Origin of the sequence: Streptomyces mesophilus (genome assembly GCF_040300965.1) — a bacterium.
In the GTDB taxonomy this organism is placed as follows: Bacteria; Actinomycetota; Actinomycetes; order Streptomycetales; family Streptomycetaceae; genus Streptomyces; species Streptomyces mesophilus_A.
This window is the reverse complement of record NZ_JBEPEW010000114.1, coordinates 1-20,638: the sequence shown is the minus strand read 5'-3', so window position 1 is coordinate 20,638 and position 20,638 is coordinate 1. Positions and strand designations below refer to the sequence as shown.

Sequence of the window (20,638 nt, the reverse complement as noted above, 5' to 3'; positions counted from 1 at the left end):
CTGCGGCGGGCTCTTCTCCCCCGCCCCGCCCCTTCCCGGCTGTGACATTTGCGGCTCCGCCGCGCGGGGGCTTCGCCCCGGGTCCCGGCATCCGGCCCTTCGGCCGGATCTGCTCAAGCGCCGCAGGGGCTGAGATTGCCGGACCGGCTGGGATCGCCGGACCGGCCGGACTGCTACGCGTTCGGCCGGTCCTTCGCCGCCGCGGCCGCGGCCATCGCCTCGAGTTGCGCCAGCATCGGCATCGGGTCCGTGCCGACCGTCCCCGGCAGGAAGTCCGCGATCTTCTCGGGCGTCCACGCGCCGTCCGCGTATCCGGCCCGCAGCTCACGGGGCTGCGCCCACACCGCGATCTTCGGCCCGGCGATCGTGTACACCTGGCCGGTGATCTTCTCCTCGCGGGCCCGGTCCGACAGGAGGTAGGTGACGAGCGCGGCCACGTCCTCGGCCGAGCCGATCTCCTTCAGCTCCATCGGCACGTTGGCCGACATCCGGGTCCGCGCGACGGGCGCGACCGCGTTCGCCGTGACCCCGTACTTGTTCAGTCCGAGCGCCGCCGACCGTACGAGCGAGATGATCCCGCCCTTCGCGGCCGAGTAGTTGGCCTGGGCGACCGAGCCCTGGTGGTTGCCGGAGGTGAAGCCGATCAGCGTGCCCGAGCCCTGCTTGCGCATCACGGCGGACGCGGCGCGGAAGACCGTGAAGGTGCCCTTGAGGTGCGTGGCGACCACCGGGTCCCACTCCTCCTCCGACATGTTGAAGAGCATCCGCTCGCGCAGGATCCCGGCGACGCACACGACCCCGTCGATCCGGCCGTACTCGGCGAGCGCGGTGTCCACGATGCGCTGACCGCCCGCCATGGTCGAGATGTCGTCGGCGACCGCGACCGCCGTACCGTCGGCCGCCTCGATCTCCTTGACGACCTGTTCGGCCACCTCGGAGGACGGTTCGCCGCCCTCGATCGAGACCCCGTAGTCGTTGACCACGACCTTGGCGCCCTCGGCGGCCGCCGCGAGCGCGACCGCACGGCCGATGCCGCGGCCTGCGCCGGTCACCGCTACGACCTTGCCTGCCAAGAAGTTCCCCACGTCGTGCCCCTTCCCGCGGTTTCTGACGGACCGTTAGATTCTAGAGGGCACTTGATACGCGAGCACAAGCCCCAGCAGGCAATGGAGTTGAGGAGAACGCAATGGGTCTGCCACCCGAGTTCCACGACATCGCCAAGCGCGTCAACAACTGGGGACGCTGGGGCGCCGACGACGAGATCGGCACCCTGAACCTGATCACCGACGAGGTGGTCAGGGCGGCGGCGGCCGAGGTCCGTTCGGGCCGGCGGGTATCGCTCGCCCTGAACCTGCAGGACAACGGCGTGCAGACGGGCATGATCCCGGGCCGCGTGAACCCGATGCACACGATGGTGATGCTCAACTTCGAGATGTTCGGCCCCGGGACCGTCGCCACGACGGACGACGCCGTGACGATGGGCCTGCAGTGCGCCACGCACTGGGACGCGCTCACCCATGTCTCGCACTCCGGAAAGATCTACAACGGCCGTCCGGCGGACACCATCACGGCCCACGGCGGCGCGGAGTTCTGCGGGATCGAGAAGGCGGGGCATGTCGTCTCGCGCGGCGTACTGCTCGATGTGGCGGCGGCGAAGGGCGTGGACCGGCTGCCCGGGGATCACGCCGTGACACCCGAAGACCTCCAGGAGGCCGAGGAGTTCGGGGGTGTCGAGGTCCGCGCCGGCGATATCGTCCTGGTCCGCACCGGCCAGATGCAGCTCTATCTCCAGTCGGACAAGCACGGGTACGCGACACCCTCACCCGGTCTGTCGATCCGTACGCCCGAGTGGTTCCACGCCCGCGATGTCGCGGCGGTCGCGAACGACACCATGGTCTTCGAGATCTTCCCGCCGGAGATCGAGAACCTGTGGCTAGGCGTGCACGGGCTCCATCTGGTCGAAATGGGCATGATGCAGGGCCAGAACTGGAATCTGGAAGAACTGTCCACAGCCTGTGCACAAGAGCGGCGCTACGCGTTCCTGCTCTCCGCGATGCCCGAACCCTTCGTCGGCGGTACGGGAACTCCGGTGGCCCCGGTCGCGATCCTCTAGCCGCCCGGCTTCGAACCGCCGGTCGGTGGGGCGCGCCGCACACGGGGCGCCCCACCGACCGCCTCCGGCGCTGAAGAAACCGCCCTGTTGGCCCTGAGGGCTGACGCCAGACGCGCGACTCGCACTCGCCAAGGCCGTCAGTCCTCCCCCAAGCTCTCGACTGCGCTCGAGCAGGGGGGGACCCCCATCTTCCACCCTCGACGTCCCCTCGCGGCGAATCGCCAACCATAAGCGTGATCAAACGGACACGTCACGTCAACACCCACTGGTGTGCTTCCTCACGTATCGCGAAGAATGTCGGGGAATCCAGCGGCAGTCGGGCGGCAGTCGGGGCCTCCGCCGGAGATTCAGACCGCGTGCACGACCGCGCCGGCAGGCAGTCCCAGCTCGTCCGGACAGGTCCCGTCGGAGCCGCGGTCCACCTCGCACCAGATCCGTTTGCCCCCGGAGGACTCCTCCTGCCAGCCCCACCGGTCCGCGAGCCCGTCGACGAGCGCGAGACCCCGGCCGTTCATGTCGTCCCCGTCGGCGTCCCGTGGCTGAGGCGCCCTGGAGGAGGAGTCGGCGACTTCCACGCGTACGGTGCCCGAGGCGGCGGGCACGTCGGGAAGGAGCATGCGCAGGACGGCCGGACAGCCCGTGTGCACCACGGCGTTGGTGACCAGTTCGGAGATGAGCAGCACGAGCGTCTCGGCGACCGGCTCGTCCGCCTCTATGCCGCAGACGGCGAGCCGGGACCTGGCCCACCTCCGGGCGCGCCCCACCTCGGCAGGGTCGGCCCCGACCTCCATCTGAACTTGAAGCACCTGCACCGCTCACACCATCCGAATCCGGCGGGACCGCTGGGGCTCAGCCTCGTGCCACGTCAGGGTCACGGAACGTGATCCCCGTACGGGACAGCATGGTTGACGTACAGTCACCCCAACAAGCGCTTCGGGCATATTCCAGCGCGAAGGAGTACGCGTGCGGCATACTGTGCGACGCGCTTTGCGGGGGCTCGAACACTCGGGCGCGAGAAGGCGTCCGACGCTGCGAGCGGTGGACATCGCGGCCCCCGGGGCCGCCGCTGGGGCGACTCCGGTACGGCTCGGGAGCTTGACCACTCGCACCCCACGGAGCGTACCGGAGCGAGGGCCCGACTCCGTGACGTGACGAGTCGGCCGGGCGACTCAACCCGATCGTGGCCCTGCTCCGTTACTCAGCGCTGTCGTTCAGGGGAGAGCTGGCGGGCGTCATCCCACTTCGACGAGCAGCTCCGCAAGAAGTTCCGTCAACGTGGCCTCGGACACCCACCGCTCCTTGCGCACCCAGGCGCGCTTGAGATGCAGATGGACATCGGCCTCCCACGTGAACCCCATCCCGCCGTGCACCTGCAGGCAGTCGCGCGCACAGCGCACCGCCGCCTCGTCGGCGAGCAGCTTGGCGCCCGCGATGTCGGCGAGGTCGCCGGTGACGGCGGCCGCGTAGACGGCGGCGCGGGCGAGTTCGGTGCGGGCCAGCATCTGGGCGCACAGGTGCTTCACGGCCTGGAAGGAGCCGATGGGTGCGCCGAACTGCTCGCGTTCGCCCGCGTATTGGACCGCCATCTCGGTGGTGCGGGCCGCGCTGCCGAGCTGTTCGGCCGCGGTGAGGAGGCCGACGAGCGGGTCGCTCCCGGGGGCGGGCTCGTGGAGGCGGTGCAGCGGGGTGAGCGGGTCGACGGAACGGACGGGCACGCCGGCGCCTTCCGCGACCGCCTCGCCGGCCACCGCGTCCGACGCCTCGTACCACTCGATCAAAGCGCCGTCGGGCCGCGTGACGACGACGCTGCCGTCCGCCGCTCCCTTCACCACTCCCGCCGCGAGGTGGGTGGCGATCAGCGGTCCTGGCAGCAGGGCACGGCCCGCCTCCTCGAAGAGCAGCACCGCCTCGGGCAGGCCGAGCCCGACCCCGCCCTCGTCCTCGGGGAGCCGCAGCGCGAAGAAACCCGCCTCGCCCAGCTCGCGCCAGAGCCGGCGGTCGAGCGTGCCGGGGGCGTCCACGGCGGCGCGCAGGGCGTCGCGGTCGAAGCGTCCGGCGAGCAGCTCGCGCATCCCCGACTGCAACGCCCGCTGGTCCTCGGTCAGTTGGAAGTGCACGGCTCACCGGCCCTTCGGGAGGCCGAGGATGCGCTCGGCGATGATGTTCTGCTGGATCTGCGAGGTGCCGGCCGCGATCGTGTACGAGAGGGAGGAGAGCCGGTCGAGCACCCACTCGTGGTCCAGGTCGAGGGCGCCGGCGCCGAGCACCTCGGCGGCCGTGTCGTACAGCTCCTGCCGGGCGTGCGAGTAGCGCAGCTTGAACACCGAGCCGCCGATGCCGGGCACTCCCCCGGTGGCCTCGGACTCGCTGACGTTCCACTGCGTGAGCCGCCACAGGGCCGCGAACTCGGCGCTGAGCAGGGCGAGTCTGCGGCGCAGTGAGGGGTCGTCCCAGCGGCCGTTCTTGCGCGCCTCGGTGGCGAGTGCGACGAGCGTACGGCGGCACGCGACCACCTCGCCGACGAACGCGGTCCCGCGCTCGAACGACAGCGTGACCATCGTGACGCGCCAGCCGTCGTTCTCCGCGCCGACCCGGTTGGCGACCGGCACCCGTACCTCGTCCAGGAACATCTCGGCGAACTCGGTCGAGCCCGCGAGGGTGCGCAGCGGCCGGATCGTCACCCCGGGCGCGTCCATCGGCATCGCGAGCCAGGAGATGCCCCGGTGCTTGGGCGCCTCGGGATCGGTGCGCACCAACAGCTCGCACCAGTCGGCGACTTCGGCGTGCGAGGTCCAGATCTTGGAGCCGGTGATGATGTACTCGTCGCCGTCGCGCACGGCTTTGGTGCGCAGCGCCGCGAGGTCGGATCCGGCGTCGGGTTCGCTGAAGCCCTGGCACCACACCTCGTCGCCGCTGAGGATCGGCGGCAGCCACTGCTGCTTCTGCTCGGGCGTGCCCTCGGCGGCGATGGTCGGGCCCGCGTGCAGCAGGCCCACGAAGTTCGCGCCCACGTACGGGGCTCCGGCCCGCTCGGTCTCCTCCAGGAAGATCAGGTGCTGGGTCGGGGTCGCGCCCTTGCCGCCCGCGTCCACGGGCCAGTGCAGTCCCGCGTACCCGGCCTCGTACAGCCTGCGCTGCCAGCCCATGTCGTACGTGCGCCGGCCGGGCCAGTCGTTCGGGTCGGGCTTGGGCCCAAGCCCGGGCAGCACCTGCCCGAGCCACTCGCGCAGGCGTGCCCGGAACTCCTCTTCCTCTTCCGTATAGGTGAGGTCCATGGCCGTGGGCTACTTCGCGGCAGCCGCGGCCGCCGCGGACTGCGCCGACCAGGGGAAGGTGAGGCCCTTGTCGAAGTCGAGGTCGAGCATGCGGATCGCGTTGCCGCGCATCAGCTTGTAGACCGTCTCGTCGTCGAGGCCCTTCACGTGGTCGAGCGCGACCTCCTTGGTGTTCGGGAAGGTCGAGTCGACGTGCGGGTAGTCGGTCTCGAAGGTGGCGTTGTCGCGGCCGACGACGTCGAGCGAGGCGACCCCGTGCTTGTCGCGGAAGAAGCAGCAGAAGATCTGCCGGTAGTAGTACGTGGACGGCGGCTCGGGGATCAGGTCACGCACCCCGCCCCACGCCCGGTGCTCCTCCCACACGTCGTCGGCGCGCTCAAGGGCGTACGGGATCCAGCCCATCTGGCCTTCGGAGTAGGCGAGTTTGAGGGTCGGGAACTTCACCAGGACGCCACTGAACAGGAAGTCCATCATCGAGGCCATCGCGTTGTTGAAGCTCAGCGAGGCCTGGACGGCGGGCGGCGCGTCCGGGGACGCGGCGGGCATCTGGGAGCTGGAGCCGATGTGCATGTTCACGACGGTGCCGGTCTCCTGGCAGGCCGCGAAGAACGGGTCCCAGTAGCCGGAGTGGATCGAAGGAAGCCCGAGGTGGGTGGGGATCTCGGAGAAGGTCACGGCCTTCACGCCGCGCGCCGCGTTCCGGTGGATCTCCGCGACCGCGAGGTCGATGTCCCACAGCGGGATGATGCACAGCGGGATCAGGCGGCCGCCGCTGTCACCGCACCACTCCTCCACCATCCAGTCGTTGTACGCGCGCACACAGGCGAGCGCGACCTCCTTGTCGTGGGCCTCCGCGAAAGTCTGGCCGCAAAAGCGCGGGAAGGTCGGGAAGCACAGGGAGGCCTCGACGTGGTTGAGGTCCATGTCCGCCAGGCGCGCCTTGGGGTCCCAGCAGCCGCGGCGCATCTCGGCCCGGGTGATGCCCTCCAGGGTCATCTCGTCGCGGTCGAAGCCGACGGCGGCGATGTTGCGCTTGTACGGGAACTTCAGATCCTCGTAGATCCACCAGTCCGTGGGCGGCCCGTCCGGGTCCATCGTGATCTGGTACTTGCCCGCCACATAGGCGAGTTCACCGATTCCGGCGGTGAGCGGCTTGGGGCCGCGGTCCTGGTACTTCTTCGGCAGCCAGGTCTCGAAGAGATGCGCGGGCTCGATCACATGGTCGTCGACGCTGATGATCCGAGGCAGTTCCATGGGGGTCCCCTCACCCGACGCGCACGGGGCGTCGACTGGTCCTGGTGCGTTTCTGATGGATCGTCAGATAGAGGCTAGCTCCCGCACCTCTGGACCGACAAGGCGCGGAGACATACGCTCTCGGCAATCTGACTGCCCGTCAGGAACAGGGGTTACGGAGGTCCGCGATGAGCGACGCAGCACGACTCGACTCGGCGCCCACGTTCTGGGAACTGATCTGCCGCCGCGCGGCCCGTACACCGCATCGCCGCGTGCTCGTCCAGGCGGAGGCCGACCCGGCCGACGACCGGGTGCTCACCTTCGCCGAACTGCGCGACCGCTCCGAACGCGTCGCGGCCGGCCTGTGGGGCATGGGGATACGTCCGGGCACGGTGGTCGCCTGGCAGCTGCCCACCCGTATCGAGACGGTGCTCCTGTCCGCAGCGCTCGCCCGGATCGGCGCGACGCAGACGCCCCTCATCCCCTTCTACCGGGACAAGGAAGTCGGCTTCGCGCTAAGGGAGTCGAAGGCGGAGTTCTTCGCCTCGCCCGGTGTCTGGCGGGACTTCGACCACAGCGAGATGGCCCGCCGCCTAGGCGCGCGCGGCATCTTCGAGGCGTACGAGTCGCTGCCGGACGGCGACCCGCGGATCCTGCCGCCACCGCCCTCCGAGGGCACCTCGGTCCGCTGGATCTACTGGACCTCGGGCACGACCTCCGACCCCAAAGGCGTGCTGCACACGGACCGTTCGCTGATCGCGGGCGGGTCGTGTCTGGCGCACGCGCTGCATTTGTCGGCGGATGACGTGGGCTCGATGGCCTTTCCGTTCGCGCATATCGCGGGCCCCGACTACACGGTAATGCTGCTGCTCTACGGCTTCCCGGCCGTGCTCTTCGAGAAGTTCGCGATGCCGGATGCGCTGGACGGCTACCGGCGGCACGGGGTGACGGTCGCGGGCGGGTCGACGGCGTTCTACACAATGTTCCTGAACGAACAGCGCAAGAACCCCGACGAGAAGCTCATCCCCACCCTGCGTCTGCTCGCCGGCGGTGGCGCCCCCAAGCCGCCCGAGGTCTACCACGCCGTCGTACGGGAGATGGGCTGCCAGCTCACGCACGGGTACGGGATGACCGAGGTCCCCATGATCACGATGGGCGCTCCCGACGACACCGTGGACAACCTCGCCACGACCGAGGGCAAGCCGCCCGCCGCCATGTCCATCCGCATCACGGACGCGGACGGCAAGGAGCTGCCGGCGCGGGTGGACGGTGAGGTGCGGCTCAAGGGCGAGGCGGTCTGCCAGGGCTATCTCGACCCGGTCCAGACGGCCGAAGTCTTCGACGCGGACGGGTACTTGATCACGGGCGACCTGGGGCATGTGACGGAGACGGGGCACCTGGTCCTGACGGGCCGCGCCAAGGACGTGATCATCCGCAAGGGCGAGAACATCTCCGCCAAGGAGATCGAGGATCTGCTGCACCAGCACCCGTCGGTGGGCGACGCGGCCGTGATCGGGCTGCCGGACGAGGTGCGGGGCGAGCGGGTCTGTGCGGTGATCGAACAGCGGGCGGCTACGGAGGAGTTGACCCTCCCGGCTCTGACGGAATACCTCCGGTCGGAGGGGCTGTCCGTGCACAAGCTGCCCGAGCAGCTGGAGGTGGTGGAGGCGCTGCCTCGTAACGAGACGCTGCGCAAGGTTCTGAAGTACAAGCTGCGGGAGCAGTTCTCGTAACCAGCCCCTGCGGCGCTTGAGCAGATCCGAACGAAGTTCGGATGCAGGGGTCCGGGGGCGAAGCCCCCGGTTTCGGGAAGGGGCGGGGCGGGGAGAAGAGCCCGCCGCAGGCGCACCCGCCCCGCACCCGACCCGCACCCGGCGACGAACCCGCACCCACCCCGCCGCCGCCCCCTACGCCTCCGGCGCCGGCGTCGTGAAGTAGGCCGCGAACGCGGCGAGAAGGTCCTCCTCGGAGGGGATCCGGCCGGACCCGGCCGGATCCAAGGCCGCCGCCGCCACCGGAATCACATCCGGCGCGACCCCGAGGACCCGCAGCACCCGCTCCGCGTCCGTCACGGTCACGCCCGAACCGTCGGTGTCCGCGACGGCCACCACCGCGCGCAGGAACGGCCGCGCGATCTCGGCGAACCGCTGCGGGCTGTCCCGCAGCCGCTTCACCGCCCCGGTCACGAACTCCTCGCGCGTGACCCGCTGATCCCCGTCGACGTCCGCGATCCCGGCCATGCCCTGCCAGAACGCCTCGGCACCGATGTACAGCGCCTGCCCCTTGTCGCAGCGCGCGGTCACATCGAACTCGGCGAGCAAGGCCTTGGCCGCGGAGGAGAAGTCCTCGCGGTCGATATAGCCGTTGCCGTCCTGGTCGAAGCTGGCGAAGCGGGCGGCAATCCTGCGCTCGTACTCTGCGCTCTCCATCTCGGCGGCCTCACTCGTGATTGGTCGGGGCGGTTGCCATCTCGTCAGGGGCGAGCGTACGTCGGCGTATGGGCCGAGGACCCGAAAAGTTCACCTCCGTATCAGGACTATTGAGAATCTGCGACATGCCGCAGCGCTGTGTGTCCGCGTGATCGACTGTGCGTATGGAGGCTGTTGCGAGTGTCATAGCCGTGGTGGGGACCCTGCTCGGCGTCGGGGTGAGTCAGGCGTTCCAGCAGAGGGCGCTCGCGCGCAGCGAGCGGTTCGCCCGCGCCGAGCAGCTGCGGCAGGAGCGGCTGCACGTCTTCAGTTCGTACGCGGGCGCGCTGATGACCTATCGGCGGGCCCAGATGGAGCGCTGGCTCATCTGCAACGGCGGGGAGTTCGAGGAGACCCATGCCGCGCTGCGGGCGCGCGCCTTCGATCTGCGGGTGGAGGTCTACGAAGGGTTGTTCCGTGTGCAGCTCGTCGCGGGCGAGGCCGGGGCGACGGAGTTGGCGCAGGAGGCGCTGGACCGGATCACGCTGATTCCCAAGGCGGGCGGCAGGGATGAGTTCAACGCGTTCTGCACGGAGGCGAAGCAGGCCGTCAACGCGTTCGTGGCAGCAGCCAAAGGGCACCTCGGCTGAACACTCCGCCCGGTTACGCCGACAGCGGCTGGGCCGCGTCGTCGGAGGCGGAGACCGCGTCCGGGTAGACCTCGAAGAGACGGCGTACGCCGAGGGCCGCGAGGACCCGGTTGACGTGGGAGCCGTCCTCGGCGCCGCGGGCCGGCAGGATCAGGCGCAGCCGGCCCGAGCAGGAGCGCAGCAGCCGGCGGGACGCGATCAGGACGCCGACGCCCGAGGAGTCGCAGAAGAGGACCTCGGACAGATCGAGCACGACGTTGCGCCGGCCGTCGGCGACCGCCTCATGGACACGCTGGCGCAGGGCGGGGGAGGTCACCAGGTCCATTTCACCGCTGACCTGGATGACGGCCCAGCCGCCCCGTTCTGCCTCGGTCACTTTGAGCGCCACGCCATGCCTCTCGTTCGCTCGCCCGGGCTTCGGTCCCGTACAGCCTCGGAAATCCGGAAGCCGCGAAGATCCGGAAGCACTTCCTTCGCTTCCTGTTCTCGCGGCTGCCCCGCACCTTCCTGCTGAAACACAGGAAAGCCCTATCACAATTCGCCGGATTCGATCTATCTAGATCGACTTCGATCAGGTTCGTTCAGTTGCTCTGCGCAAGGGAAGGTGACGCATTCGTTACCATCCCCAGCCCGGGCGCGGGCGCACATTGCCGCAAAGGGGCGTACGCGGACCGCGCCTGCGACTACATTCGAAGCTCAGGGAAGCAAGGCGGAGGGGGCCTGATGGCGAAGGACGCACCACCCCGCTGGGACCGCAGGATGCAGCAGCGGCTCGCGCGCGGGGAGGCCGCGGCGCTCGGCGAGCTCTACGACCGCTTCGCCTCGCTCGTCCACAGCCTCGCCCATCGCGTACTCGACGACGAGGACGCCGCCGACCGGGTCACCCGCGAAGTCTTCGCCCACGTCTGGGAGAACCCGGAGGCCTACGAGCCCAAGCAGGGCTCGATGCGCTCGTGGATCGCCTCGCTCGCCCACCGCCAGGCCGTGCAGCGGCTGCGCAAGCAGGGCGCGGCGGCGCTCGCCGAAGGCGGCGAGGGCAGCGCCGAGGACCTGGAACGCAAGGTGCGCGAGGCGTCGGCGGCCGCGCGCGCCGACTACATCGTGACCTCGATGCCCGCGCCGCTGCGCGCCGCCCTCGAGCTCGCGTACTTCCAGCGCCGCGACTACCGCCAGACCGCCGCCGACCTGGGCGTCACCGAGGACGAGGCGCGGCGCCGCCTTCGCCTCGGGCTGCAGCTCCTGTCCTCGGCCAACGACCAGAGGAACAGCGGCAGTCCCTGGCGCCAGGGGTACGGGAGAGCCACATGAATCCCGATCCGTTCGGCCCGGGCGAAGGCCGCCCGGGGGACGACGAGCGTTCGGGGGCCTCGTCCTCGGCACGCATACCGTCCCCGCGCGAGTCCGTCGAGGACAGCGGGCTGCCCCTGCCCGAACCGGAGGCTCCACCGCCCCCGGTCCTCGAACACGACGTACTGAAGTCGCTGCTCGGCGCCTGGGCCCTCGCGGCCTGCGCGCCCGAGGAGGCGGCCGCGGTCGAGCTGCACCTGGGCACCTGCGGCCCCTGCGCCGACGAGGCGCTGCGGCTGCGGGACGCGGTGGGACTGCTTCAGCCGGAGGAGAGCCTCGACCTCGACCCCGGGCTGCGCTCGCGGGTCCTCGCGGGCTGCCTCGACAAGCGGCCGCCGCGGATCCCCGTACCGGACTGGGCTGTTGCGTACGACGCGGAGACCGCGCGCCTTGACGCGCTGCTCCAGGACATCGGCGACGGCGAGTGGCACGCCCCCGTACGGCTGAAGTGGTACGACGGCGAGAGCGACCGCCCCGTGAACCGGCGGACCACCGTCGCCGGGGTGATCGCGCATCTGCTGACCGTGGACGGTCTGGTCGCGGTCGCGCTCGGTCTGGAGGATCCGCTCGGGGAGCTGGCGCCCGATGAGCCCTCGCCGCGGGCCAGGACCGAGACGTACTGGAAGGCCTCGCACTTCCCGCCGACCCGCACGGTCCGTATGCCATGGCGGGAGCAGTCACACGCACTGGTGCGGACGGTGTCCTTCGCGGGCGGTGGATCCGGCCAACTCTCGGTGCCGTACGGGGCGTTCAGCCTTCCGCTGCGCGACTCCCTGGTGGACCGCGCCTTCGAGTGCTGGGTGCACGCCGGGGATATCGCGGACGCGGTCGACTACCCGTACGAGCCGCCGGCGCCGCGCCATCTCAACCGGATGATCGACCTCGCGGCCCGCATGCTGCCCTCGGCCCTGGCCGAACGCCGCCGCGAAGGACGTGCCGCACCGCCCAAGAGCCTGGTCCGCGCGGGCTCCCCCGGCCGGAGCCTGCGGCTCGAGGTCGAGGGCTCGGGCGGCGGCGAGTGGCTGATCGCCCTCGACTCTCCGGGCGCGGTGGGCTCCGCCGAGCACGAGGTGGCCCATGTCGCCCTGGACGGTGTGGAGTTCTGCCGTCTCGCGGCGGGGCATGTGCTGCCGCAGGAGGCCGCCGCCGGTCAGGACGGGGACCGGGAGGCGATCAGAGATGTGCTGACCGCCGCGGCCTCGTTGAGCCGGATGTAGCACCGGCCCTCGAGGGCGCGGCAGGGCACGGAGCGCGCGCTGCTCACGGCCTCCGGGTCATCTCAGAAGGAAACCGAAGAGATGCCCGAGGGCATTGGTGGCCCAGTGCAGCCCCATGGGTGCGAGCAGGCTGGTGCTGCGGCGGCGCAGTTCGCAGAAGAGGCAGCCCGCCGCGGCCGTGAACAGCACCGCGCCGGCGTCGATCAGGACCATGCCGAGCAGGGTGTCGCCGAAGGCGCTGCCCAGGGCGGGCTTGGCGGCGGCGAGCCCGAGCGAGGGCAGGATGTGCCAGACGCCGAAGAGCCCGGACGAGATCAAGGTCGCGGCCAGCGGCCCGCGGCTGCGCAGGATCAGTCCGTACAGGACGCCCCGGAACGCCACTTCCTCCAGGAGTACGGTCCCCAGCGGGACGGTGAGCAGGACGCGCGCGGCCACCTCGGCGCCGCTCGACCCGCTGGTGCGCTGATCGGTGAAGAACTGCCGGGTGAACGGCAGCAGGGCGCCGGCCAGATAGACGAGGGCCACGACGCCGATCAGCGCGAGCGCCCAGCGCAGTCCCCGGGCGAGCGTGTCGCGCGCGAGGCCCACCTCGGACCACCGGCCGCCGGACCAGAACACGATCGCGAGCAGCACCCCGGTGGCGGCGAGGGAGAGCAGCAGCGTCCACGGCTGGGACCACTGGTGGGCGCCGACATTCGTGAGCAGCAGCACGACGAGTACCGCGGCGACGGCCGTCGGCGTGGGGACGGGACGCCGCAGCGGCCGGCGCCGGGGCTGCGGACCGTACGGCACCAAGGCGCGGCCTCCCAACGTGCTCACCTGCACGGACAAGGGCTGACCTGCCCATCGTGAGGCCTTCGCCGGGCCGGGGCGAGCGCACGCGTTCGCCCGAAGGGCCGACCGTCCGGTGCTCGACTAGCGTGAGCTCATGCACCGCGCCATGCCGCGCTGGACCGCCGTCCGGGAGCGGCTCGCCCGTATCGCCCGCAAGCCCTACTGGGACCGGCCCGACGGCTCCTACCTGGTCCGGCGCTGGCCGGACCTCACCGCGCTCTGCTGCGCGACCGTCTTCTTCTGGCTGTCCCTGACCCCCTCGCTCGTGCCGCGGCCCTGGCTGCTTCAGGGCGTGGTCGGCGGGATCAGCGCGGCCATCGGGTACGGGTTCGGCGCCGTGGTGAGCACCCTCTGGCGGGCCCTGTCCGCACGTCGGCCCACCGAGCGCGTGCGGGCGCGTCTGTGGCAGGCGTACTGGGTGCTCGGTCTCGTCGTCACCGTGTGGCTGATCGCCCGCAGCGCGCACGCACAGATCCGGCTGCGTGAACTCCAGGGTCTGCCGCCCTCGTTGACCTGGCATGTGCCCGCGATCATGCTGGTCGCCCTCGTCCTGTGGGCTCTTCTGCTGCTGTGCGCGCGGGGGATCCGCCTCGGGACGCGGTCGCTGATCCGGAGGCTGCACCGCTACGTTCCGCTGCCGGTGGCCATCGGCGCAGGAGCCGTGCTCAGCGCGCTGATCGTGACCGTGGGACTGCGCGATGTGGTCTTCCAGCGCGGTGTCATCGGTCTCGCGGACCGCATCGCGTACGCGACCAACGGCGGTACGAGGGAAGGGATCCGGCCGCCGGACTCGCCGCTCGTGTCGGGCGGCCCCGGATCGCTCATCTCCTGGCAGGACCTCGGATTCCAGGGGCGTGTCTTCGCGGGGTCCGCGCTGACCGAGGAGCGGATCGGCGCGTACACCGGCAGGCCGGCCAAGGACCCGGTCCGCGTCTATGTCAGCGCGTCGGTGCCCGAGGTCTTCGGCACCGACACCCCGTTCGAGGCCAAAGCCCAGCTCGCCGTAAGGGAGTTGGAGCGCACCGGGGCCTTCGACCGGGACGTGCTCGCCATCGCCGGCACCACGGGGACGGGATGGGTCAACGCCGACATCGTCGAGCCCCTCGAGTACATGCACGACGGCGACACCGCCACCGTCGCGGTGCAGTACTCCTACCTGCCCAGCTGGGTCTCCTTCCTCGTCGACAAGGAACGGGCCGGTCAGGCCACCCGCACCCTCGTCGAGGCGGTGCTCGCCAAGGTGGCCGCGCTGCCCGAGGAGGACCGGCCCAAGGTCGTCGTGACCGGCGAGAGCCTGGGCGGGTTCGCGATCGAGTCCTCCTTCGACGGCCTGCGGGACCTCCTGGCCCGTACGGACGGGGCCCTGCTCGTCGGTACGCCGAACTTCGCGCCGATCTCGCAGGAGATCCGGGACCACCGCGAGCCCGGCAGTCCGGTCTGGCGCCCCGTCCTCGACGCGGGCAGGAACGTACGCTTCGGGCAGTTCGTCCCGCGGGACCTGAAGCAGCCGCCCTCGGCCTGGGGCGACCCGCGGGTCGTCTATCTGCAGAACGCCTCCGACCCGGTCGTGTGGTGGTCGAGCGACCTGCTCCTGCACCGGCCGCAGTGGCTGCGGGCCCCGCTGGGCCCCGACATCACCCCGGCGATCCGCTGGTTCCCCCTCGTCACCTTCTGGCAGACCACCATCGACATGGCCGTCTCCTACGGAGTGGACGCTCCCCACGGGCACCGGTACGGGGCGGCGCCCGTGGACGCCTGGGCGGCGATCGTGCCGCGCGAGGGCTGGACGGACCAGGACACCGATCGGCTGCGGGCGCACATCACCGCGCGTCCGTCGCCCTGAACTCCCGGGCCGGCGGGGGGTTCGAGATCACACGGCTTCGCTGTGCTCGCGCTCGGCGATCCGGGCCAGCTTCGTGAGCATCATGCCGTTGCGGACCTTGACCAGGTAGTCGACGGGCATGCCGTGCATCCGGCTGCCGGGGCCCCGGATGGGGTGCCAGTCGAGGATGACGAGCGTGTTCTCGCCCCACGGGATGAGCTTCATGGCGATACGGGCCGCACCGAAGTGGCCGGCCTGCGCCTCGAGTTCGAGGCGCTCCATCGGTTCGCAGACGCGGACGGTGCTGGTGTCGTCGAGGGTCACCGGGCCCATGCCGACCCGGACCTTGAGCTGGGCGCCGACATCCGGCCAGTGCGGGTCGGCGGCCAGGACCTGCTGGGTTCCGGTGACCCACTCCCCGTAGCGCGGGCCGCTGGACAGCAGGTCCCAGACCTCCGAAGGCGAGCTCAGGATCAGACAGCGGTTGCGGGCCATGGGGTGCTCCTGGTGCTGGTGGTCGGCGCGGCTCAGTAGCGCAGGACGCCGGCGATCCGGCCCGCGTCCGACAGGGTGCCGTCGGGGACGAAGCGCACTTCCGCTCCGGTCTCCAGGGCCTGCTCGACGAGCTCGTCCACGATGTCGTCGCGGGCGTCGAGGTCGGTGGGCTCGGCCGGTTCCAGATGGTCGAGGTAGTCGCGTACGACGGCACGGAAGTGCTCCTCCACCGCGAGGAGCCGGATCCGGCCGTCCCGCGCGGCCTGGGCGACCTCGTCGAGACCGCCGGCGAACTCCCTTCGGCCCCGGGCGGCGTCGAGTTCGGAGAGGGTCGCCTCGCGGTCCGCCGACGCCTTCTCCGCCCGCAGCGGTTCGACGGCCCGCCACACCTCGGCGGCCGGACCCGCGGCGAGGCCCTCCTGCTGCACGGTCGTCGTGTCCTTGCCCAGCGGGCCGGTCTCCTCCAGGAGGGAGAGCGCCGCGGGCCCGCCGATCACGTACAGCGGGCGGGGGGACGAGGCGAGCACCACGCGCAGCGCCTCATGCGCCTGGCGCAGGAACTGGCGGGTCTGCTCGTCGCGGAAGGTGCTCGGCAGATCGCCGATGCGCTCCTTGCGCTCCGCGTCGGGGTCCTCCAGGCTCCGCTCCATCGGGAAGCCGTCCCCCGTGTGCTCGGTGACCTGCTCACCCTCACCGCTCCACAGCGAGACCCGGTCGGCCGCCACGGCCAGCGCCCAGAACGGCTGTGCGGCAGCCCGGGCCGCGACGAGGTTGCGGGTGAGGAAGGTGTCGGAGAGCACGACGCGCTCCGGCACCTCACGGGCCACGGACCAGACCTGGTGCTCGCCGGGCGCCGCGTAGATCACGAGGCCGTCGCGTGCGTGCACGAGGTCCGCTTCCGCCGCGGCCTGTTCCAGCTGGTCCAGGACGTCCGCGCGCCGTTCGCGGGTCACGGCCGGGTCGTTCTGGAGCAGGTCGCGGGCCTGCGCCAGGAGGTTGCGCAGCCGTACGGGGTCCTGGGCGTTGTCGGGCTCTCGGCGGTGGGTCGGCATGAGCAGGGACACGGCCGGATACGGGCGGGGCTGCCGCAGCTTCGCCAGCGCGTCGCTGCTGTGGGCGGAATCCATGGGAACGGCCTTTCGGAGTGCTCTGGGGTGCCTCGGCGCCATTCGTCTTCGGTCTCGGAGTGCTCAGGGGTGCCCTCGCCGTCAGAACGCGACCGGTTCGCGGATGATCGGGCAGGTCATGCAGTGGCCGCCGCCGCGGCCCCGGCCCAGTTCCGCGCCGACGATGGTGATGACCTCGACCCCGGCCTTGCGCAGCAGAGTGTTGGTCTGGGTGTTGCGGTCGTACGTGAAGACGACGCCCGGTTCGAGGGCGACGGCGTTGTTGCCGCTGTCCCACTGCTGGCGCTCGGAGGCGTAGACGTCGCCGCCCGTCTCGATGACCTGGAGCCGGGGCAGCCCCAGGCCCTTGGCGACCACGTCGACGAAGGGGGTGGAACCCTCGTCGGTGATGTCGAGGCCCGGCGCCTTGTCGCTCGGGCGCAGCGAGAACGTGTGCACCGAGTCCATGATCTTCGGGTACAGCGTGACGATGTCCCGGTCGGCGAACGTGAACACGGTGTCGAGGTGCATCGCGGCCCGGAGTTTGGGCATGCCGGCGACGATGACATGTTCGGCGGCCCCGTTCTCGAACAGGGCCTTGGCGACCTGGGTGACGGCCTGCCGCGAGGTGCGTTCGCTCATGCCCATGAGGACGACGCCGTTGCCGACGGGCATGATGTCGCCGCCCTCGAACGTGGCCTGCCCCCAGTCGTCCTCGGGATCTCCCCACCACACCCGAGCCCCCACGAAGTCCGGGTGGAACTGGTAGACCGCCTTCATCAGGAGGGTCTCGTCGTGGCGTGCGGGCCAGTACAGCGGGTTGAGGGTGAGGCCGCCGTACAGCCAGCAGGTGGTGTCGCGGGTGTAGAGGGTGTTGGGCAGCGGAGGCATCAAGTACTCGCGTACGCCGGTCGATTCGCGTGCGAGCGATACGTATCCGGAGCGGAACTCGTCCGGCAGGTCGGTCGTGGCGAGGCCGCCGATGAGGTACTCGGCGAGCTGTCGGGGCTCCAGGGTCTCCAGGAAGGCGCGGGTGTCTTCGATGAGGCCGACGCCGACCTGGTTGGGCACGATCTTCCGGTCGAGCAGCCAGGATCGCGCCTCGCCGATGGCCATCGTCTGCGCGAGCAGCTCGTGCAGTTCGACGACCTCCACGCCGCGCTGGCGCAGCTTGTTGACGAAGTCGGCGTGGTCGCGCTGGGCGTTCTCCACCCACATGACGTCGTCGAAGAGCAGGTCGTCGGAGTTGGTCGGGGTCAGCCTGCGGTGCGCGAGTCCCGGAGCGCAGACGAGGACCTTGTGGAGACGTCCCACCTCGGAGTGGACGCCGTAGGCCTGGGACGGAGTGCTCGGACCGGTCATGGTGACCTCTCTGGGAGGGTGCGCAGGGTACGGAGAGCGGTGCGGCGTCAGAGGCTGATCCAGCCCGCGGCCAGCGCGATCACGCCGATGACCGCGCCGATGACGGAGACGGCGAGGATGACGAGTTCGCGGGGCGAGAAGAGGCGCCGGCCCTGCTCACGGCGGGCCATCACGAACAGGATCGTGGCGGGCGCGTACAGGATGAACGACATGAGCAGGAACCTCAGGCCGGCCGCGTAGAGCATGAACGCCGTGTACACCATCGCGATGATCGCCATGGTGAGTTCGCGGTTCGAGGTCTTTCCGCCGCCGGCCGTGAGGGGGTCGGTCCTCGTGCCGATCTTCACCGCGAAGGCGGCGGCCAGCAGGTACGGGATGAGCGACAGGGCGCTGGTGAGGTCGAGCGCGAAGTTGAACGCGTCGTCCGAGAACGCGGTGACGACCAGGACGATCTGCGAGAGCGCCGTCGTCATGATCAGCGCGGGCACGGGCACATCGGCATGGTTCGCGCGCCCCAGGAAGCGGGGCATGTCGTCGTCCTTGGCGGCGACGTACAGGACTTCGGCCGACATCAGCGTCCACGCCAGATAGGCGCCGAGCACGGAGACGATCAGGCCGACGCTGATGAAGACCTTGCCCCAGGTGCCGACCGCGGCCTCCAGGGCTCCGGCCATGGACGGCTGGCGCAGTTCGGCGAGCTGTTCCATCGGCATGATCCCGTACGAGACCACCACGACGGACGCGAAGACGGCGAAGACGCTGAGGAAGCCGAGGATCGTCGCCCGGCCCACGTCCGAGCGCTTCTTGGCGTGCCGCGAGTAGACGCTCGCGCCCTCGACGCCGAGGAACACGAAGACGGTGGCCAGCATGGTGCCGCGGACCTGGCTGAACAGGGAGCCCGCGTAGTCGGCGCCGCCCCAGTTGTCCGCGAACACCTGGGGGTCGAAGTAGAACAGCGCCAGGATGATGAAGACCAGGATGGGCACGATCTTCGCCACGGTCACGATCTTGTTGATCGCCGCGGCTTCCTTCACCCCGCGCCGGATCATGAAGTAGAACGCCCACAGGCCGGCCGAGGAGAGCACGATGGCCAGGGCGGTGTCGCCGTCGCCCAGGGCGGGCCAGATCGCGCCCACCGTCGACATGATCAGCACCCAGTACGTCACGTTGCCGACGCAGGCGCTGGCCCAGTAGCCGAACGCGGAGAAGAAGCCGAGGTACTCGCCGAAGCCGGCCTTCGCGTACGCGTAGACGCCCGCGTCCAGGTCGGGGCGGCGTACGGCCAGAGACTGGAAGACGTAGGCCAGCATCAGCATGCCGGTGCCCGCGATGGCCCAGGCGATCAGCGCGCCCGCCACACCGGTCTCCTCGGCGAAGCGCCGCGGCAGCGAGAACACGCCGGCGCCCACCATGGAGCCGATCACCATCGTGGTCAGGGTGAACAGCGACAACTTCACGGCTGCGGACGACTGCGTGCCCGCTCCGTCGGTGACCTGTGACATGACGTCCTTCCCGGCGCACCAGACCCGTATTCATACTTTTGCCGCATTTAGCGCAGTAGGCATCTTTTGGCCGGATCGGGGCGCCGCCCCCGGAGCGCTCTGCGATGGCCGACCGCGCGCTCATCGCGGATCCTGGATCAGTCGGGCCCACGGCCTGGGGGTTCGGCTCCGTCCGAGCAGGAGGCCACGTTCCATGAGCTCAGCCAGATTCCCCGGCGGTCCGCGCCGCGGCCGGGTCGCCCTGGTCGCCTTCGCCGCTCTCACCGGTGCGGTTCTGGCCGGCTGCAGCACCGAAGGGAGCGGTGATGCCGCCGCGACCTTCAGCAACCGGGCCACACCTCCGGCCACGGAGAACTTCTCCGGGGAGCCCCCCTCGCCCATGGCCTCCGCGGCGGAGTCGATGAAGGCCGAGGTGAAGGCGTCGGCCTCGGCCGCCGAAGCCTCCGCGTCGGCCCGGGCGTCCGCGTTCGAGGAGTCCGTCTCGGACGCCACGGAACGCACCCGGCAGGAGTACAAGGAGCAGCTGGACGCCGCCGAGGGCCAGGGCAACGCGATGTCCGAGGTCGGCCTCACCGGCAAGCCGCTGTCGGAGACCAACGGCGTCCGCGCCCACGTGGTCAACATCCGCAACCGCACGGACGCCACGGCCTCGTACGCGGTGCAGGTCGACTTCTTCGACGCCGACGGCAAGGTGGTCGAGACCCGCATCGTCGGTGCGCAGGACCTCGCACCCGACGAGCGGGCCCAGCCCCTCGCCATCAGCCGCAAGCCGGTCGAGCCTCCGCTGACCGCGAAGATCGTCAAAGCCCAGCGCTACTGAGTGCGGGCCTGCTGGGCGGCGCCCACCAGGAGTTACGCCCTTAGGCGGGCCGGGCGGTGCCCACCACGACCCGCGCCTCCCACTCCTCGTCCACCGCCACGCGCACCGAAAGTCCGGCGTCCGTGAACGCCCGCTCGGCGAGCGGGACTTGGGCCTCGGTGGCCTCGATCAGGACATGTCCGCCCGGAGCGAGCCACTCCCGCGCGCCCCGGGCCACCCGGCGGGCCACCGCGAGGCCGTCGTCGCCGCCGTCGAGGGCCGAGAGGGGCTCGTGGTCGCGGGCCTCAGCGGGCAGGAACGGGATGTCCGAGGTGGCGACGTAGGGGACGTTCGCGGCCAGGACGGAGATCCGGCCGCGCAGTCCGGCCGGGAGCGGTGCGAACAGGTCGCCCTCGTACACCCGTGAGGGTGGCAGGTTGCGGCGGGCGCAGGCGACCGCCGCCGGCTCGAGATC

The 20,638-nt window shown here is 70.7% G+C and carries 19 protein-coding genes and 1 pseudogene; 7 read left to right on the top strand and 13 right to left on the bottom strand.

Features of this window, described 5'->3' with window-relative positions:
• Window positions 1–173: 173 nt before the first annotated feature.
• On the bottom strand, window positions 174–1,085 hold the full coding sequence (locus ABT367_RS30565; RefSeq protein WP_352256506.1) for an SDR family NAD(P)-dependent oxidoreductase: 912 nt from the start codon (window positions 1,083–1,085) through the stop codon (window positions 174–176).
• Between the two features lie 101 nt (window positions 1,086–1,186).
• On the opposite strand from ABT367_RS30565, the gene ABT367_RS30560 reads away from it, so the two are divergent.
• Window positions 1,187–2,113 (top strand): cyclase family protein, encoded by a 927-nt coding sequence (locus ABT367_RS30560; RefSeq protein ID WP_352256505.1) that lies wholly within the window; start codon window positions 1,187–1,189, stop codon window positions 2,111–2,113.
• Between the two features lie 347 nt (window positions 2,114–2,460).
• Here ABT367_RS30560 and ABT367_RS30555 read toward each other — a convergent pair whose 3' ends face one another.
• From ABT367_RS30555 to ABT367_RS30540, 4 genes are all read right to left on the bottom strand, one after another.
• Window positions 2,461–2,925 (bottom strand): ATP-binding protein, encoded by a 465-nt coding sequence (locus ABT367_RS30555; RefSeq protein WP_352256504.1) that lies wholly within the window; start codon window positions 2,923–2,925, stop codon window positions 2,461–2,463.
• 420 nt (window positions 2,926–3,345) lie between these two features.
• The gene (locus ABT367_RS30550; RefSeq protein ID WP_352256503.1) at window positions 3,346–4,230 is read right to left on the bottom strand and encodes an acyl-CoA dehydrogenase family protein; all 885 of its coding nucleotides are present in this window, start codon (window positions 4,228–4,230) and stop codon (window positions 3,346–3,348) included.
• Window positions 4,231–4,233: 3 nt separating this feature from the next.
• Window positions 4,234–5,388, bottom strand: a complete 1,155-nt coding sequence (locus ABT367_RS30545) for an acyl-CoA dehydrogenase (RefSeq protein WP_352256502.1) — start codon at window positions 5,386–5,388, stop codon at window positions 4,234–4,236.
• A gap of 9 nt (window positions 5,389–5,397) precedes the next feature.
• The gene (locus tag ABT367_RS30540) at window positions 5,398–6,642 is read right to left on the bottom strand and encodes an amidohydrolase family protein (RefSeq protein ID WP_352256501.1); all 1,245 of its coding nucleotides are present in this window, start codon (window positions 6,640–6,642) and stop codon (window positions 5,398–5,400) included.
• A 167-nt stretch (window positions 6,643–6,809) separates the two neighbouring features.
• Between ABT367_RS30540 and ABT367_RS30535 the strand changes: the two genes are divergently transcribed.
• Complete coding sequence (locus ABT367_RS30535; protein WP_352256500.1) at window positions 6,810–8,354, top strand: class I adenylate-forming enzyme family protein; 1,545 nt, start codon at window positions 6,810–6,812, stop codon at window positions 8,352–8,354.
• A gap of 174 nt (window positions 8,355–8,528) precedes the next feature.
• Here ABT367_RS30535 and ABT367_RS30530 read toward each other — a convergent pair whose 3' ends face one another.
• Window positions 8,529–9,050 (bottom strand): EF-hand domain-containing protein, encoded by a 522-nt coding sequence (locus ABT367_RS30530; RefSeq protein ID WP_352256499.1) that lies wholly within the window; start codon window positions 9,048–9,050, stop codon window positions 8,529–8,531.
• A gap of 164 nt (window positions 9,051–9,214) precedes the next feature.
• On the opposite strand from ABT367_RS30530, the gene ABT367_RS30525 reads away from it, so the two are divergent.
• Window positions 9,215–9,679: a hypothetical protein gene (locus ABT367_RS30525; RefSeq protein WP_352256498.1), complete on the top strand. Its 465-nt coding sequence runs from the start codon at window positions 9,215–9,217 to the stop codon at window positions 9,677–9,679.
• Between the two features lie 13 nt (window positions 9,680–9,692).
• Here ABT367_RS30525 and ABT367_RS30520 read toward each other — a convergent pair whose 3' ends face one another.
• Window positions 9,693–10,067 carry an STAS domain-containing protein gene (locus tag ABT367_RS30520; RefSeq protein WP_199549268.1) on the bottom strand — a complete coding sequence of 125 codons (375 nt, stop codon included), beginning with the start codon at window positions 10,065–10,067 and terminating at the stop codon, window positions 9,693–9,695.
• Window positions 10,068–10,402: 335 nt separating this feature from the next.
• On the opposite strand from ABT367_RS30520, the gene ABT367_RS30515 reads away from it, so the two are divergent.
• Both ABT367_RS30515 and ABT367_RS30510 read left to right on the top strand, forming a co-directional pair.
• Window positions 10,403–10,987, top strand: coding sequence for an RNA polymerase sigma factor (locus tag ABT367_RS30515; RefSeq protein WP_352256497.1), 585 nt, complete (start codon window positions 10,403–10,405; stop codon window positions 10,985–10,987).
• On the top strand, window positions 10,984–12,243 hold the full coding sequence (locus ABT367_RS30510) for a zf-HC2 domain-containing protein (RefSeq protein WP_352256496.1): 1,260 nt from the start codon (window positions 10,984–10,986) through the stop codon (window positions 12,241–12,243). Before ABT367_RS30515 ends, ABT367_RS30510 begins: the two co-directional genes overlap by 4 nt.
• Window positions 12,244–12,300: 57 nt before the next feature.
• Here ABT367_RS30510 and ABT367_RS30505 read toward each other — a convergent pair whose 3' ends face one another.
• Window positions 12,301–13,062, bottom strand: coding sequence for a CPBP family intramembrane glutamic endopeptidase (locus tag ABT367_RS30505; RefSeq protein WP_352256495.1), 762 nt, complete (start codon window positions 13,060–13,062; stop codon window positions 12,301–12,303).
• A 109-nt stretch (window positions 13,063–13,171) separates the two neighbouring features.
• Here ABT367_RS30505 and ABT367_RS30500 point away from each other — a divergent pair, with 109 nt between their 5' ends.
• Window positions 13,172–14,920, top strand: coding sequence for an alpha/beta hydrolase (locus tag ABT367_RS30500; protein ID WP_352256494.1), 1,749 nt, complete (start codon window positions 13,172–13,174; stop codon window positions 14,918–14,920).
• Between the two features lie 27 nt (window positions 14,921–14,947).
• On the opposite strand, the gene ABT367_RS30495 is transcribed toward ABT367_RS30500, so the two are convergent.
• From ABT367_RS30495 to ABT367_RS30480, 4 genes are all read right to left on the bottom strand, one after another.
• Complete coding sequence (locus ABT367_RS30495; RefSeq protein ID WP_352256493.1) at window positions 14,948–15,394, bottom strand: SRPBCC family protein; 447 nt, start codon at window positions 15,392–15,394, stop codon at window positions 14,948–14,950.
• A 32-nt stretch (window positions 15,395–15,426) separates the two neighbouring features.
• A complete protein-coding gene (locus ABT367_RS30490) occupies window positions 15,427–16,521 on the bottom strand; it encodes a chemotaxis protein (RefSeq protein ID WP_352256492.1) in 1,095 nt (364 codons plus the stop codon).
• Window positions 16,522–16,602: 81 nt separating this feature from the next.
• Window positions 16,603–17,862, bottom strand: a complete 1,260-nt coding sequence (locus tag ABT367_RS30485) for an arginine deiminase (protein ID WP_352256491.1) — start codon at window positions 17,860–17,862, stop codon at window positions 16,603–16,605.
• Window positions 17,863–17,909: 47 nt separating this feature from the next.
• Window positions 17,910–19,364, bottom strand: coding sequence for a basic amino acid/polyamine antiporter (locus ABT367_RS30480; RefSeq protein WP_352256490.1), 1,455 nt, complete (start codon window positions 19,362–19,364; stop codon window positions 17,910–17,912).
• 193 nt (window positions 19,365–19,557) lie between these two features.
• Between ABT367_RS30480 and ABT367_RS30475 the strand changes: the two genes are divergently transcribed.
• Window positions 19,558–20,184: an FxLYD domain-containing protein gene (locus tag ABT367_RS30475; protein WP_352256489.1), complete on the top strand. Its 627-nt coding sequence runs from the start codon at window positions 19,558–19,560 to the stop codon at window positions 20,182–20,184.
• Window positions 20,185–20,224: 40 nt separating this feature from the next.
• Here ABT367_RS30475 and ABT367_RS30470 read toward each other — a convergent pair.
• Window positions 20,225–20,638 (bottom strand): annotated as a pseudogene (locus ABT367_RS30470) (putative protein N(5)-glutamine methyltransferase); the annotation flags it as partial.

Coding starts and splice junctions, on each gene's coding strand:
- ABT367_RS30560 (WP_352256505.1), top strand. CDS start 1,187: ATGGGTCTGCCACCCGAGTTCCACGACATCGCCAAGCGCGTCAACAAC.
- ABT367_RS30545 (WP_352256502.1), bottom strand. CDS start 5,388: ATGGACCTCACCTATACGGAAGAGGAAGAGGAGTTCCGGGCACGCCTG.
- ABT367_RS30540 (WP_352256501.1), bottom strand. CDS start 6,642: ATGGAACTGCCTCGGATCATCAGCGTCGACGACCATGTGATCGAGCCC.
- ABT367_RS30535 (WP_352256500.1), top strand. CDS start 6,810: ATGAGCGACGCAGCACGACTCGACTCGGCGCCCACGTTCTGGGAACTG.
- ABT367_RS30530 (WP_352256499.1), bottom strand. CDS start 9,050: ATGGAGAGCGCAGAGTACGAGCGCAGGATTGCCGCCCGCTTCGCCAGC.
- ABT367_RS30525 (WP_352256498.1), top strand. CDS start 9,215: ATGGAGGCTGTTGCGAGTGTCATAGCCGTGGTGGGGACCCTGCTCGGC.
- ABT367_RS30515 (WP_352256497.1), top strand. CDS start 10,403: ATGGCGAAGGACGCACCACCCCGCTGGGACCGCAGGATGCAGCAGCGG.
- ABT367_RS30510 (WP_352256496.1), top strand. CDS start 10,984: ATGAATCCCGATCCGTTCGGCCCGGGCGAAGGCCGCCCGGGGGACGAC.
- ABT367_RS30500 (WP_352256494.1), top strand. CDS start 13,172: ATGCACCGCGCCATGCCGCGCTGGACCGCCGTCCGGGAGCGGCTCGCC.
- ABT367_RS30495 (WP_352256493.1), bottom strand. CDS start 15,394: ATGGCCCGCAACCGCTGTCTGATCCTGAGCTCGCCTTCGGAGGTCTGG.
- ABT367_RS30490 (WP_352256492.1), bottom strand. CDS start 16,521: ATGGATTCCGCCCACAGCAGCGACGCGCTGGCGAAGCTGCGGCAGCCC.
- ABT367_RS30485 (WP_352256491.1), bottom strand. CDS start 17,862: ATGACCGGTCCGAGCACTCCGTCCCAGGCCTACGGCGTCCACTCCGAG.
- ABT367_RS30480 (WP_352256490.1), bottom strand. CDS start 19,364: ATGTCACAGGTCACCGACGGAGCGGGCACGCAGTCGTCCGCAGCCGTG.
- ABT367_RS30475 (WP_352256489.1), top strand. CDS start 19,558: ATGAGCTCAGCCAGATTCCCCGGCGGTCCGCGCCGCGGCCGGGTCGCC.